This is a genomic window from Clostridium tepidiprofundi DSM 19306, assembly GCF_001594005.1.
Classification (GTDB): Bacteria; Bacillota; Clostridia; order Clostridiales; family Clostridiaceae; genus Clostridium_AC; species Clostridium_AC tepidiprofundi.
This window is the reverse complement of the sequence record NZ_LTBA01000014.1, coordinates 1-14,741: the sequence shown is the minus strand read 5'-3', so window position 1 is coordinate 14,741 and position 14,741 is coordinate 1. Positions and strand designations below refer to the sequence as shown.

Annotated in this window: 13 protein-coding genes and 1 pseudogene; 5 read left to right on the top strand and 9 right to left on the bottom strand. The window is 27.2% G+C overall.

What is annotated here, in order from left to right; genetic code table 11:
• Positions 1-149 precede the first annotated feature (149 nt).
• A complete protein-coding gene (locus tag CLTEP_RS07235) occupies positions 150-1,619 on the top strand; it encodes a methyl-accepting chemotaxis protein (protein ID WP_066824771.1) in 1,470 nt (489 codons plus the stop codon).
• A gap of 139 nt (positions 1,620-1,758) precedes the next feature.
• Here CLTEP_RS07235 and CLTEP_RS07230 read toward each other — a convergent pair whose 3' ends face one another.
• Both CLTEP_RS07230 and CLTEP_RS07225 read right to left on the bottom strand, forming a co-directional pair.
• Positions 1,759-3,138: a sensor histidine kinase gene (locus CLTEP_RS07230; protein WP_066824768.1), complete on the bottom strand. Its 1,380-nt coding sequence runs from the start codon at positions 3,136-3,138 to the stop codon at positions 1,759-1,761.
• 4 nt (positions 3,139-3,142) lie between these two features.
• Entirely contained in the window at positions 3,143-3,853 is a 711-nt protein-coding gene (locus tag CLTEP_RS07225) for a response regulator transcription factor (protein WP_066824765.1), read from the bottom strand.
• A gap of 167 nt (positions 3,854-4,020) precedes the next feature.
• Between CLTEP_RS07225 and CLTEP_RS07220 the strand changes: the two genes are divergently transcribed.
• From CLTEP_RS07220 to CLTEP_RS07210, 3 genes are read left to right on the top strand one after another with little or no spacing between them, the layout of a single operon-like run.
• On the top strand, positions 4,021-4,932 hold the full coding sequence (locus tag CLTEP_RS07220) for an ABC transporter ATP-binding protein (RefSeq protein WP_066824762.1): 912 nt from the start codon (positions 4,021-4,023) through the stop codon (positions 4,930-4,932).
• Positions 4,929-5,681: an ABC transporter permease gene (locus CLTEP_RS07215; RefSeq protein WP_066824760.1), complete on the top strand. Its 753-nt coding sequence runs from the start codon at positions 4,929-4,931 to the stop codon at positions 5,679-5,681. Before CLTEP_RS07220 ends, CLTEP_RS07215 begins: the two co-directional genes overlap by 4 nt.
• Before the next feature lie 16 nt (positions 5,682-5,697).
• Complete coding sequence (locus tag CLTEP_RS07210) at positions 5,698-6,429, top strand: ABC transporter permease (RefSeq protein WP_066824758.1); 732 nt, start codon at positions 5,698-5,700, stop codon at positions 6,427-6,429.
• A 635-nt stretch (positions 6,430-7,064) separates the two neighbouring features.
• On the opposite strand, the gene CLTEP_RS07205 is transcribed toward CLTEP_RS07210, so the two are convergent.
• From CLTEP_RS07205 to CLTEP_RS07180, 6 genes are all read right to left on the bottom strand, one after another.
• Positions 7,065-8,741, bottom strand: coding sequence for an AAA family ATPase (locus CLTEP_RS07205; RefSeq protein WP_066824756.1), 1,677 nt, complete (start codon positions 8,739-8,741; stop codon positions 7,065-7,067).
• Between the two features lie 232 nt (positions 8,742-8,973).
• Entirely contained in the window at positions 8,974-10,233 is a 1,260-nt protein-coding gene (locus CLTEP_RS07200; RefSeq protein WP_066824754.1) for a WD40/YVTN/BNR-like repeat-containing protein, read from the bottom strand.
• 234 nt (positions 10,234-10,467) lie between these two features.
• Positions 10,468-10,812: a hypothetical protein gene (locus tag CLTEP_RS07195; RefSeq protein ID WP_153016294.1), complete on the bottom strand. Its 345-nt coding sequence runs from the start codon at positions 10,810-10,812 to the stop codon at positions 10,468-10,470.
• Between the two features lie 369 nt (positions 10,813-11,181).
• Entirely contained in the window at positions 11,182-11,991 is an 810-nt protein-coding gene (locus tag CLTEP_RS07190; RefSeq protein ID WP_066824749.1) for a tetratricopeptide repeat protein, read from the bottom strand.
• Positions 11,992-12,363: 372 nt separating this feature from the next.
• Entirely contained in the window at positions 12,364-12,705 is a 342-nt protein-coding gene (locus CLTEP_RS07185; protein WP_066824746.1) for a hypothetical protein, read from the bottom strand.
• Positions 12,706-12,825: 120 nt separating this feature from the next.
• On the bottom strand, positions 12,826-13,290 hold the full coding sequence (locus CLTEP_RS07180; protein ID WP_066824744.1) for a hypothetical protein: 465 nt from the start codon (positions 13,288-13,290) through the stop codon (positions 12,826-12,828).
• 608 nt (positions 13,291-13,898) lie between these two features.
• On the opposite strand from CLTEP_RS07180, the gene CLTEP_RS07175 reads away from it, so the two are divergent.
• Entirely contained in the window at positions 13,899-14,342 is a 444-nt protein-coding gene (locus tag CLTEP_RS07175) for a hypothetical protein (protein WP_066824741.1), read from the top strand.
• 240 nt (positions 14,343-14,582) lie between these two features.
• Here the strand turns inward: CLTEP_RS07175 and CLTEP_RS15170 are convergent.
• Positions 14,583-14,741, bottom strand: a pseudogene (locus CLTEP_RS15170) (IS982 family transposase); the annotation flags it as partial.

Below are 14,741 nucleotides of genomic sequence, written 5' to 3'. Positions count from 1 at the left end.
TTAAAATCCAAAATTTAGTTATTACCCAATATACTCTATTATCGTATATATTCTTACACCCTCTTACCATTTTATCTTTATATATACAAAATATACTTTAGATATGATATAATTATCTTTGTAAAAAAATTACCAAGGGGGAAAGTTTTATGAATAAAAGAACAAAAGATTTGAATAAGGTTTTCATTGCTGTGTGCTGGATTATTGGTATTGTTTATTCTTTATCTTTTATAGTTGGCATAACGATGAACAAAATAAGCATATCAGCAGGAATAACTGCAATATGTTGTCTAATTGGTTCACTTTTATTATCAACGGTAATATACATAAAAAACAATGACACTCAAAAATTAATATATACAATAGAACCTCTTTTCGCAGTAGCATATTTAATTATACTCTTCTTTTCTAATATTAGGTGTGCTCCTCTAACAATTATACCGTTGGTCGTAGGTGCAAGCATATATTTAGACGTTAAACGCCTTATAATACCAATCTCAACTACAATTATTACTAATTTCATATGGATTTTTGTCAATAAAAATGATTTACATGTTATAGAAGACGCTCCTACGCAATCCGTAGTTATGATTTTATTTTGTGTAATTATATACTCTATAACAAAGATTTCAGAAAAAAAGAAGCTCGAAGCGATAAAAGAAAAAATAGCAACTGAAAAAGCTACTAAAAAACAACAAGATATGTTAAATGACATTATAAACATAATTAAAGTAATACATGAAAATTCTAATAACGTTAATGATATTTTTGAAAAAATTCAAGTATCATCTACAATGATTTCTTCAGCAATTGAAGAAATTGCGGCAGGTGCCTCTAACACCGCTAATGAAATTCAAACTCAAACCTCTGCTCTTTTAGATATAGAAGATAAGATTAATCATACTGTAGTTATATCAGATAGCATGAAAGAATCTGCAATATCAAATGCAAAGTCTATTGATCAAGCTTTGAAAATTGTAGAAAATTTATCAAATACTTCAGAGCAAGTTAAAGTTAAAAATAAGCAAGTATATGCAAGTTCAGTAAAACTAACAAAAGCAACAGATAATATTAGAAACATAACAGAAATGATTACAAATATCGCTGAACAAACAAATTTGCTAGCTCTCAATGCTGCCATCGAAGCCGCACGTGCCGGAGAAAATGGTCGAGGTTTTGCAGTAGTAGCTGAAGAAGTTAGAAAATTAGCAGAAGAAAGCAAAAATTCTGCAAATAATATTTCAAATATAATTGATGAACTAAGAAATGATGTTAAGAATTCCAATAAATATATTGAAGATTTGTCGAGCATAAATGAAGAACAAAACAATTTAGTTGAAGAAACTAGCACTAATTTATATGAAATTAAAAATAAAAGTATTGAAATAGTTAATAATGTAGATGAGGTCAACAAAGAAATACGTAATATTTCAAATTTGAGCAATATGATTAACAAAGCAATTGATAACCTGTCTGCTATATCTGAAGAAACTATGGCTAATACAGAAGAAACTTCGGCTAATGCAGAAGAATATGTTAATCAAATTCAAGAAACTAAAAAATATGTAGATATGATTTTAGAATGTGGAGATAGCATGAATAAATATATATCAGAGTAACAATAATGCATTAAATAACCTAAGTAACTAGTCAATATATACTCACATACTGACTAGTTATTTATTTTCAAATACTACAGAAAATAGACTTGAGAATTAATGTTTTAACCGTTTGTAGCAAAAATTCCCTATATTCTACTTACGTCAGTGGAAGATTTATAATCGCCTTCATTCCTTTACCTATCTCACTTTCAAGCACAAGCTGACCATGATGTGCCTGACAAATTCGTGCAACCATTGGTAATCCTAACCCATGCCCATTACAAACAGAATGTTTTCTACTTGATGAATATGGAAGTTCTGTTAACTTAGAAAGTTCATCATGTGGCACACCTTTTCCATTATCAGCTACAATAAACTGACAGGTCATGTTATTTGGAGAAAAACATGCTTTTAACAAAATTTTACAACCATTCGGATTATGCATAATGCTATTTTGCACCAAATTATTTATAGCTCTAATAAGCAATTTTTTATCAACCTTTACTTTGATATCCTCATCAGAAATATCTAAAGCAATTGTAAATTTTTCATCCAACCCATTATTAAGGAACTCCGAAGCAACCTGTCTTGCAATCATAGCCAAACGAATAATTTTCAAATTTAATGGCTGCATTTCATATTCCAGCATAGATACAAGGTTTAAATCGCTGACAAGAGAACGGAGCTTTTGAGCCTGCTTGCGAATAATTCCAGCTTGTTGTCTCTGTTCTGCAGGTACAGCTATATTTTCCTCCAATTCATTAGCATAACCAAGCACTATAGAAAGAGGTGTACGTATATCATGAGAAATACCAGCTATCCAATTAGAACGTGCTTCATCTCTTGCTTTAAGTGCATTATTTTTTTCTTGCAGTATATTCGAAGTATAATTAATACTTTTGGCAAGATCACTAAAAATTCCTTTTACTTCAAGACAAATAGGCTTTTCCTTTGACAGAGCATGTACCCCATCAATAAGTGGCTTTACAGATTTTACAAGTTTTGTACCTATTAAAACTGATAAAAACAAAGCCAATATAATATTGCTTACAAACAAAGTAATTGTTCTTATCGGCAAAGAACTTATCCAATTAATAGGAAAATAAAATTGATATTTAGCATAACTTTTTTTGGGATAACCAATAACAACAAGTCCATCGTCATACTCCCAAACAAAAACGGGATAATCCATTAAATAATTTCGTGAAAATTTTGCTATATCCTTTAATTTATAAGAAAGCGGAATCTCTTTTGGTAATTTATAATTCCAAATTACTTTTCCAGTATTATCTATAAGCATCGCCCATGCATGATTTTGAGCTAATAGATTTTGACTAGACTCACCTAAAATATAAGTTGCATCCTTACGTTCAAGTTGTGAAACTACATTTTTAAGTATATTTTTAGGAGGTTGTTCCTCATACATCCCCCTAAACACAAAAGAACCAAATATAACAAAATTAAATATAAACAATAAAATACATATTAAAATTGTTACACATATAAACCGACGTAAGATACTTATAACACCATCCATTCTATTATTCCTCCTTAACTATTAACTTATAGCCTAATCCTCTTACAGTAAGAAGACTTTTGGGTTTAGATGGATTTATCTCTATTTTCTCCCGTATACGTCTAATATGCACCATTAAACTATTTTCATAACCATAATAATCATCACCCCATACTGCTTCACATAAAGCATCACTGGTAACAATACGTCCCCTATTTTCGTACAATTTCAAAAGAAGTCCATGCTCTTTTGCTGTCAATGGCTGTTCTCCTCTATCGCTACGTACTGTAGCACTTTCTAGATCGATAGTACACCCTTCTAACACAAAAATAGGTAAATATTGTTTCATTGTACTAGTGTAAACTCGTTTGAGTATGGCCGTAAGTCGTAAAATAAGTTCTCGTGGCAAAAAAGGTTTAACAATATAATCATCCGCCCCTAATCCAAGACCTACTAAACGATCTTGATCTTCTCCTTTTGCTGTTAAAAAAAGTATTGGCATTTGAGAAAACTGCCGTATTGATGAAAATAACTCAAAACCATCACCATCTGGAAGCATAACATCAAGAATTGCAATTTGTGGCTTATTCAAACGACAAATTTCTAAAGCCTCCTCACAATTTGTAGCAATATATATTCGAAAAAAACCTTCTTTTCGTAAAAAAATCTCTATCATTTTTCTAATTTCAGGTTCATCATCTACAACAAGTATTTTTTTATTTTTTATATTTTCCATTTTTAATCACCTATTTTATTATATATAAAAATTATAACATTTTCATCAAAATTTTGTTTCAATACAAAATTTAAGGTTATCGTAAGGTTCTCTTTAGATTCAAGAAAGGTGAAAATGCTATTATATGTTATATCAATTATACAAAATAGATTGGAGTTGAAATCTACATGAATACAATTATATCAACACACAACTTATCTAAATACTTTAACGGTATTTGTAGAGTTAACGAAGTTAATTTAACAGTATACGAAGGAGATATATATGGATTTCTTGGTCCCAATGGAGCAGGAAAATCCACTACTCTAAAAATGCTATTGGGATTAACTAAACCTACAAAAGGAGATGTAATAATCTTTGGTAAGAATTTCAATAAAAACCGACAGTTAATTTTAAGCCAAACAGGCTCACTTATTGAATCACCATCATATTACGGTCATTTAACGGGATTGGAAAATATGCGTATCCTACAACGCCTACGTAATGTATCAACCAAAAATATACAAGAAGCTTTACATATTGTCCGATTGGAAAATCAACAAAACAAACTGGTAAAGCATTATTCACTAGGTATGAAACAACGTCTCGGTATCGCAATGGCTTTGATTAATTTTCCAAAACTTTTAATACTTGATGAGCCCACTAACGGTCTCGACCCTAACGGTATCAGAGAAATTAGAGAACTTATCAAATCACTACCTCAACGTTATGGTATCACTGTTTTGATTTCTACTCATCTTCTATCGGAAATCGAACAGATGGCTACATCAGTAGGGATTATAAACGATGGAAAGCTTTTATTTCAAGGTGATATGGATTTATTGAAAGCAAAAAGTAAAACTTACATTTCAATAAAAACAGAAGATAACAAGCTAGCTAAAAAAATATTACTTCCAAAAGGATATGAATTTAACCAAAATAATGATCGTTTAATTTTTGAAAATTTAACTGATTCACATATAGCATATTTAAACAAACTTCTTATAGGGCATGGCATTAATGTTACTCGTATCGAAGAACATAAAAAAAGTTTAGAGGACATCTTCCTTGAACTTACAGGAAAGGAGAGATCGCTTTGATTAAAGCTATAACCTTAGAATTTTTTAAATTACGCCGTAAAAAGATATTTTTAATGATTACCTTGTTTTTAGGCTGTGAAATATTATGGGCTTTCATGTCCGTTAGTATTTCTTTATCTCGTAATCCTAATAGTCCTGTTTGGGAATCTATTATTACAACTATAGCTTCTATGAATGGGTTGTTTTTACCCATAATATGTGCTATTGTAAGTTCTCGCATTTGCGATATGGAAAATAAAGGTAACACATGGAAGCTATTGATTTCCTCAAACCTAAATCGTAAATTTATATATGCATCAAAATATATATGTTCTGGTATTCTACTATTATATGGGGTTGTTTTACAAGCCTCTGCTATAACGATTTTTACCATCGCAAAGAGTTCTACCATAATGTTGCCTCTTTTTCTAATAATACGTTTTATTGGAAGTACTATGCTAACTTCTATGGTAATACTTGCATTACAGCAATGGATAACTCTAGCTATTAAAAATCAGGCTTTTGCTTTATGTTTTGGAATGATTGGCGGTTTTCTTGGAATGGTAGCTGATTTTTTCCCTAAAACTGTACAGCGAATTGTCATTTGGTCTTACTATACTGTATTATGCCCTGTTAGATATCATGTTACAAATAAGTCACTTAAATTTATTAATCAAAATCCCGAAATAGGTATGTTAACTATAGTTTTTTTATTAACTATAATTTTTTATATTGCGGGAAGCCATCACTTTTCCCAACAGGAAGTTTAAAGAAGGAGGAATTGATATGTTTAAAAAAAGTATTTCAGCTGAATGGCTAAAACTACGCCATTCCCGTATATGGCTTGTACTTATAATCCTCCCTATTATAAGTATATCATTGGGTAGTATTAATTACTATTTTAATCGGGGTGTATTGCAAAACGAATGGTACAGCCTTTGGACGCAGGTAAGTCTATTTTACGGAGAATTTTTTCTTCCCATTCTTATTGCTATATGTTGTGCCTTTATTTGCAAACTTGAGCATGTGAATAAAAATTGGAATATTATAATGACTTCTCCTATATCTGCAAGGAACATATTCACTTCAAAATTAGTTGTCATAACAATTTTGATATTTATGGTACAAGTATTTTTTTTGATTTTATATTTTATTGTGGGTAAACTATTTGGATTATCTACTCAAATACCCTCAGAAACTATTGGGTGGATAATTAGAGGTTGTTTCGCATCTTTAACCATTATTGCACTACAACTTGGACTATCTATACGAATTAAAAGCTTTGCTGCTCCTATCGGAATCAGTCTTTGTTGCATATTTATTGGTTTAGGTATGTATATTATAAAATCCGGAATGTTTTTCCCTCATTCCCTTTTATCGATAGGAATGGGGATGCTTAGCCAAGAAGGTTTAAGTATTGCTGATAATATTCAATTTTTTGTTATGAGTATTCTTTTTACAATATTATTTTCTTCACTTGCAATTCATAGATTAAAAACAGCTGATGTAACAACATAAATAGACAGTTTGTACATTAATTCACTCTGTTTAATTATTAAAATCAAGACAACACTTAAATTTCTTCAATTCGTAATATGCAATATTTATATTTAATATACATATATTTTGTATTAATATTCACTATAAAAATCTCTACATGCTGCATTTTTTCGTTGTAATATATATGATAAAAATCCAAATTACGAATTGAAGTTAAATTTGTTATTATGTGAATATTTGGTTCTTTTCAGCTGACAGTGAAAAGAACCAAAATTATAGCAATATTTACAATATCCAAGATGTTTTCTTGTTATTAAGCATAAATTATTTTGTTATATCAACACAAACAGTTCAGGCTAAATTATAATATAACTGTACTATTTTTACACATCAATCTTATAGCCACAGATATTGTTTGTTTAACTTCCGATTTTTGTAAGAAATCAAGTACCTTGCAAAAAATAGAATGCAGCTTTTGTTGCTAATGCGAAATGGTAACACATATACTGCAAATGGTGTTGCAGAAATCTTCTGCTAGTTGCGTTAAAAAAGAAGCTACGCACTAATTATTTAGTACAACAGCCCTCTTTTATGATGCTAATCTAGCCGCATCATAGATTTGCAATAAAATTATCTCTATATATAGCAGTTATCTATGGTTCCATCTTAATCGAGCAATCCTTTTGGTAAAAGCTTATACCATATCTCACAATATTCTTATATCCTTCACATTTAAGTTCTTCATCATACTTTTTCTCTCTTATTTGTTCTAAAGCATCCTGTGCTCTTTTTTCTAAATCATCTATGCTTTTAGCAATTTTAAATTCAATAACTATTGCCATTCCTCTCTTCGAAACAGATTTTATAAATAAATCACTTCGCCCTGTTCCACCTTCTCTATTAGATTTTACTATGTAATCATGCATATTAGATAAAACTCCAGTAACAAATCCATGGTAGAAGTTTTCATAAGCATCATTAAAGCTTATTGTTTGTATAAGCAGCTTTCCAAGCTCTTCCTCAAAAATTTCAGGCTTTTTATTTAATATTGCTTCATACATTTTAGATAAGTCTTTTACTTTAACTTTATCATAAAACCATTCTAAAATTTTATTTTTGAAAATATATTTAACTTCCTTATTTGGAATTTTTAATGTTATAAAACGATTATACTCTTCATCCATTCTTTCACTTACTTTTTCAAAATATCCAGTGAAAAACATAAAATTCCATAGATTATCCATACTGTTATATATTTCATCATAAGTTATATCCTCATGAACTCTTTTTTCAATGGTTTTTCCTTCAATTAATAATTCAATTTCTCTTTTAGTAACACTATCTGCTTTTTCAATCAAACTTCTAACTATACTGTTTGAACTTGTGTTTGCCCAATAAGATAAAGGAAAAACCTTTTTATCTATTGTCAAATCTTTTACAAATCTCACAACACTCCAAGGATTATAAACCTTAACATGTCCAAAAATATAACCATTGTACCATTCTTTTATTAAATCTTTTTTATTACTTAAATTATAATCTTCAAGCATTCTATTTACCTCTTTTTGAGTAAATCCAAAATATTCATCATAAGATTTATTTAGAATTGAAATTATTTCCAGATTATTAAGTCCAGTAAAAATACTTTCTTTTGAAATACGCAAACATCCTGTTATAACTCCAAACTCTAGAGAAGAATTTGTTTTTAATGCAGATTCAAAAAGTGATCTTATAAATGCTATCATTCTATCATAAAAACCTTCAAAAAAGGAATTTTCAAGTGGAACATCATACTCATCAATAAGTATTATCGTTTTTTTCTTATGATATTTTTCTAAACATTGACTAAGAAAAAATAATGAGTCAATGTAATCTGATTCATCACCTTGTTCCATTAAAATCTTTAAAAATCTTTCGTTTTCATATTTTAATTCTTCACTTTCTAATATATATTCATGTCTTTTGTATTCTTCAGCTATTCTTCTTTTAATTGAAATATAAGCTAATTCAAAATTAGGCTGCTTGGCAGATTTTAAAGATAAATTAATTACAGGGTATTGTCCCATATGAGAAATATACTTTTCTCCTGCTTTCATTATATTTAAGTTCTCAAAAAGATAGGAATTATCTTTATCGGTTTTTTCAAAATAATACTTAAGCATACTCATATTTAAAGTTTTCCCAAATCTTCTTGGTCTTGTAAACAAATTAACATCAGCTTTATTATCTAATAAATCTTTTATCAATAATGTTTTATCTATATAATAATAATCTCTTGTTATTAATTTTTCAAAATTATCTATACCTATTGGTAAAGCTTTTAGTTCCAAAATAGCACCTCTTTTCAATATAACTTAATAATAATTCTTTATGTTTATATTATATCCTACAAGGTACTTTTGATAAACCTGAATGTTATATAACATTAGTGCCGAAGTTTATTCTTCTTGTAAGCTATATTTTATCCTTGAATATAAAGTGAACCCGTTTCGCTAAATTTCAAAATTAAACCTATTAATAGCAAATACTATGATATGTCCAATTTAGAATTTTAATGTTATTTTAATTAATTTTGAACCAATTTTTTCCTCCATCTACAGTTTTAATAAATATATAATCTCCAATAGCAAAACCTACTTTTTTATTTACAAATTCAATATATTTTATATCTTTAAACATTTTATTTTTGCATATTTCATTCCAGTTTTCTCCACTAGTATTTGTTACATATAATTTGTTATTCTTTTGATCTATGCCCCACCATTGTTTTTCATTTATAAAACTATAGATTTTCAATTTATAATTTTTAAAATTATTAGGTACAGACCAAGTATAGCCTCTGTTACTAGTCATATAAGGTATAATAAATTTATCACCCAAATCATTATTCACATATTCAATAGGAAGAATGCCTTTTTCTTTATTCTCCTTGAAAAAAATAGGTGGATAAACATTTGTATAATATCCATCGGTACAATTAGAAATAATCTGTAAGTTTTCTTTAATCCAATCTACTCCACTGTCAGTTGTTTTGAATGCAAGAATAAAGTTTTGACCATGGTATGAGGATGTTATCCAACCATTCATATCATTACTAAATGTAATACCTGTAGGATAACTAGCAATTTTATTAGTGATATCTCCAACTTTTTTCCAATTAACGCCTCCATCTATAGTTTTATAAATTGATTTATTCATCATACTGCAAGCAGGAGTGGAAGTTAGTAATATAAATCCAATTTTATTATTAATAAAACTAATATATTGCTTGCCTTCACATTCCCAACCTTTATCTACGGGCAAATATGTTTTATACCAATGCTCGCCACCATCAACGGTATGATATATAGTTAATTTCTTATCTTTATGTGTCCTTAATGAAATCCATGCTGTATTACTATCATAAAAAAATACACCTGAAGGAGTCATTTCGTAATAGGAACTATCTATCTTATATTTATAAGGAGTAATATCTTTATAGCTTTTCCATACATCCTCTGTTCTTAGAATCCTATTATCTTTTACAATCCAACCAATAGAAGTACTTTTCATAGATAAATTGCTATAAAAGGATATTATATTGTTTATTGAAGAATCCGAAGTATTTTTGTTTATATATGTATTTGAATTTTTATTTTTTATTGAAGAATTTACAGTTAATGAACATGAAGAAAGCTTATTTTTATTTAAATTTTCTAATTCATTAAACATATTTTTTACTGTTTTATATGACGTTTTTGTATTGAAAGAGTTATTCATTAAACATACTGACATTAAAATTGCCATTATACTGAATAAAATAGCAAAATATATTTTTTTCATGTATACCTCCACTTCCTTTAGCTTACTATAAACATAAATATGATAAATTAGTTAAACCAGTTACGTCCTTATCCTCACAACTATTGGATACCATTAAACATGATAGATATTTTAACTAATGCAGACACTATGCCTGGCAAATGGCAACTTCTTATTTATCTTGGTCAACAAACCATTCTAAAAATATTAGTTAATAAAAAAATGAACAAAGTGTTATAATAAACTACACTCTGTTCATTTTTTATTAAAGTTACTAATGGAATCATCTATTACAGTTTCAATATCGTTATTTACAACTAGTGATAACTCATTGTTTTTATAAATAAAAGTAATTTTTTTTGTATTATCAGAATAAGAAGATACTTCTTTTTTAATTAACTCATCATAATAGTAGAACTTTCCTTTATATTTTATTCCTAAATCATATATTACTATGTAATTAATCATATAATATATATTTAAAATACTTAATATTATACCTACAATTCCAATATATACAAAAACATGATGTTCCCCAAGTTTATAATTAATGCTCGTATAACTAATTACAAATGACATTAAAATGATAAATAAATACATTAATACCTCAGGTGAATTTAATTTAATTTTTTTATATATTTTTTTTAACCTATATGTTTTAAAATAAGATCTTATTAAAGATACAACATAAAAAACTGAGAACATACTAAATATTATTGTCATAATGTACATAAATAACATTATCTTTAATTCCTCTCGTCTCGTATAATATACTTAATAAATCTTTCACTTCTTAAATGTTACTTATCAAAACCAAATTAACCCTCACATCATCTGTTTTTCAGTAGCAGGATAAGTATCCACAAAGATTGTTCGTTTAACTTCCAATCCCTATAAAGGGTCAGGTACCTTACAAAAACTTAGTTTTTGATTATATATTGAGGTAAATGGACGATTTCACAAATTATTTTAATTATTACCAATATGATGTTTTATAATACTTTGTAGTGTTTTATTATTAGGGAAAATTTCTTTTAAACTTAATAAATATTCATTTGCATACTTTTTATCTTTAATTTTTGTATATATATAGTATGTTGAAAAATAACCATCTATATTGTTTGGAGCTATATTTATAAGATTTTTTGCTGCTAATAAAGCATTGTTGTAATCATCTTTTTCAATATAACACGTATATAATCGATCATATAATTGAAAAAGAAAATGATTATCAAATTCATCTTTAATATTGAATTTATCTTTATTCACTAATATAGAGTTTATTTCTTCAATACATTTATCATATTCATTTAACTCACAATATGCTTCTATTATTGTAGGTTCAATTATTTTTATAATTAAAAAATCATTTTGTAGTTCTTTATATTTATTTAAATAGTATATACACTTAGAGTAATTTTTTAGATGATTATAAGACTGACCTTTAAGTCCATAGATTGTTTTAAATTCTTCTGTATAATCATTTTGAGGATTTTCCATTATTAATTTTTCAACGGAATTTAAGTTTTTTATACAATCATCATATCTAGCTAATCGATAAGCAGATCTACTTTTTTTTATTAATACGTCTATGTCAATAAATTTTTCAATAAATATTTTTTCATATAATGCATATGCTTTATAATAATTACCTTGTTTATAATAAGTATTAGCTTTAGTTTTTAAATAGGAATTATATTTAAAACATCCTATAATAACAAAACATATAGATAAAAATATTAATACAATGAGTGAAATTTTAAATTTATTCTTTTTCATATTATTCCTCCTCTATATTTGTAGATAGTGTAAAGTATTTACACTATCTATTTGTATTTATAACATATTTAAACCAAAAATACAATAATTTAAATTTATTAATAAAAATTTGACATTATATTAAATTATAGATAAAATTTATACATATTCTAGTGAACTCATTTTGCTAAAACAAAGTCTTCAATCTCCCACTTATAGAAGTAGGAGTCTTGTAAAATCGATAAATATTTATGAGGAATGAATCTGTGCATATTAGTTGGAGTAATAGAATTTTGGTAAAATTACATTGAACAAAAGAGGAACTGATGATATAAAAGAAAAATGTTATTTTACATTTAATGGATTGGAATTTGCTAATTTATAGAATATAACCTAATTACCTCTCATAACTTCTTTTATCCAATCATTATACTTTATATCATTGTCATATTGAATAGCTTTTTTTGCATATTCTAATGCTATATTTTCTGAATGAGGTGGAGTTAATGGATGAAAAACATAGTAAGAAATAAGATAACAAATATGTGCAGTCTCCTTTTTTGCATCTTGTTGCTTCAAATAAATATATTCATTAAACAAATGAAAAAAGACATTCATTCTATCTACTTCTTCACTATTTGCATACAAATCATCCAAATCATTTTCTGATAATTCCATAACTTTTTCTATTGGAATTACCGTACTATAATAATCAAAATATTTTTTAATATCCATATATCCTTCTCCTCACAATAATATTATTTACACCATGCAGTACTGATATATTTGGATTGTTTTGTTATACCAACACAAACAGTTCATACTAAATTATAATAGTATACATTGTAATATTTTTTATGTATCAATCTTATAGTAATAAAATATATTATTTACCTCATCATACAAACAAAGCGAAAAATTATATGCCGAAGGATTTGTAAAATCGGTCTTACCTCTATCAACAAAACACCACTTTCCTTCTTCTATCTCAGGAAAATTTATCTTTTTAGCTACTGATACTCCATCATTATCTTTATACAAAAACTCTGATAATTCAGCTGTTAACGGCAACTCAAGCCAATCTTCATTTTCTAATTCAATTTCTTCTATGCCTTCCAATTTGTATAAAGCCTGTCCCTCATAAGGAACTCCTCCGTAATCATTGTATATTGTTGAAATCTTTAATTTATCACTATCAATATCTAAGTTAAAAGTATTTATAAACTCCTCAGCTACATTATCATTCTTATTACAATAGCTAAATATTGTCACTATTAAAACTAAGCTAATTACAACTACAAAATAACACCTATTATTCATAAACATCATCCTTGTTTCTTTTGAGTAATATCTAATTCAGGTAATTGTTCCAAGATTGCATTACTTTTGTAATCTTAATGTAGTCATACCATTCAATAGAAAACTATCTATTATTCTAACAAACACTACGATAAATCTTTTTATTATTGTTCTAATTTATTTCTGTGCGATAGAGTGCGTGTTCCACATCTAAAGATAGAAATGGAATATCTATTTTATCTCTTTCGAAAATATATTCCCCTTTCAATTCTACATCTACACAAAATATTACAAATATAGTATTAATAATGTTATTATACCATACAATACCTGTTTTAAACACCCTAAAAATATCAAAAAAAGAGTTCCCGTCTATCACCCCTATGGTTTATTTTTTATTTTCCATGCGTAAGATAAAAACCACCGACTGAAAATCGGTTAGCTTTTAGTGTAAAAGCTAAGGAGCTTTAGCATTGCAAAAAGTATGGTAAAGTAGTATTATTAATTTGGTGTTAAAAATGGTAGATTGTAGAAAGGAGTGTCATACATTATATTATATAAATTGAAATTCTATGAAAACAAGAGAATTTCAAAGAAAATATTAAATTGTTGAGGGAGGAGATATTATTATGACTAAAAAAAAAATATTTATAATTACACTCTTTATTATAGTTATAAGTTTTCTTTTATTTATTAAATTCATGTATAAGCATCCGGAAATTCCCAAACTAACAGTTACTTATAAAGAAAAAAGCTTAAAAGTAGGTCAAGGGTCTTACACTTGGAGGAATGGATTCAAAACAAAAGAATTTATTGTTGACAATTATGCAAATATTATAGTTGAATTAATGCCTTATTCAAATGTAAGTAGCAATAGTAATTTACAATTACATTTTAATTATCAACCTGAAAATATTACTTTAACGGGAGGATATACTTCAGATAATTCACCTACTATAAAAAATAATATTATAACTATACCTGAAAAAGAAGGCACACAAATATATTTTTTAGATTGTAAATGGAAAGAAGGAAATGTAACATATGTTATCGCAATACATGTAAGAAACTAAATTGATATTGGACTTTTAATGAAAAAATAACTATTTTAATTTGTTAATAAAGACATATAACCTAAATTGTTAAGTTATATGTCTTTATCACTTGATAATTAGTATAAAGACTCAATATGGAATATAGTAATTACTTTTCTATACCCGTTGTGCTAATAGAATAATTTTTATTTAAATGATAATTATTCCATTAAGAATAAGTATAAGTATCCACTAAAATCAAGTTCGCTTCAGGAATAATTAACCAAATATAAGTTCTTTAATTTTAGCTAGATTTACATTAATACCTAACGTTTTATTGATAAAGAAACAAAGATTATGAGCTAATACTTTATTAATTATTCTAGTAATAAAGCCCCATTTAGATTTTGCTAGTACTCTTTGAATATTTAGTTGTTC

What these genes read in the sequence shown, in the direction of transcription:
- CLTEP_RS07235 (WP_066824771.1), top strand. Translation starts at nt 150, where the DNA reads ATGAATAAAAGAACAAAAGATTTGAATAAGGTTTTCATTGCTGTGTGC.
- CLTEP_RS07230 (WP_066824768.1), bottom strand. Translation starts at nt 3,138, where the DNA reads ATGGATGGTGTTATAAGTATCTTACGTCGGTTTATATGTGTAACAATT.
- CLTEP_RS07225 (WP_066824765.1), bottom strand. Translation starts at nt 3,853, where the DNA reads ATGGAAAATATAAAAAATAAAAAAATACTTGTTGTAGATGATGAACCT.
- CLTEP_RS07220 (WP_066824762.1), top strand. Translation starts at nt 4,021, where the DNA reads ATGAATACAATTATATCAACACACAACTTATCTAAATACTTTAACGGT.
- CLTEP_RS07210 (WP_066824758.1), top strand. Translation starts at nt 5,698, where the DNA reads ATGTTTAAAAAAAGTATTTCAGCTGAATGGCTAAAACTACGCCATTCC.
- CLTEP_RS07200 (WP_066824754.1), bottom strand. Translation starts at nt 10,233, where the DNA reads ATGAAAAAAATATATTTTGCTATTTTATTCAGTATAATGGCAATTTTA.
- CLTEP_RS07195 (WP_153016294.1), bottom strand. Translation starts at nt 10,812, where the DNA reads ATGTATTTATTTATCATTTTAATGTCATTTGTAATTAGTTATACGAGC.
- CLTEP_RS07190 (WP_066824749.1), bottom strand. Translation starts at nt 11,991, where the DNA reads ATGAAAAAGAATAAATTTAAAATTTCACTCATTGTATTAATATTTTTA.
- CLTEP_RS07185 (WP_066824746.1), bottom strand. Translation starts at nt 12,705, where the DNA reads ATGGATATTAAAAAATATTTTGATTATTATAGTACGGTAATTCCAATA.
- CLTEP_RS07180 (WP_066824744.1), bottom strand. Translation starts at nt 13,290, where the DNA reads ATGAATAATAGGTGTTATTTTGTAGTTGTAATTAGCTTAGTTTTAATA.
- CLTEP_RS07175 (WP_066824741.1), top strand. Translation starts at nt 13,899, where the DNA reads ATGACTAAAAAAAAAATATTTATAATTACACTCTTTATTATAGTTATA.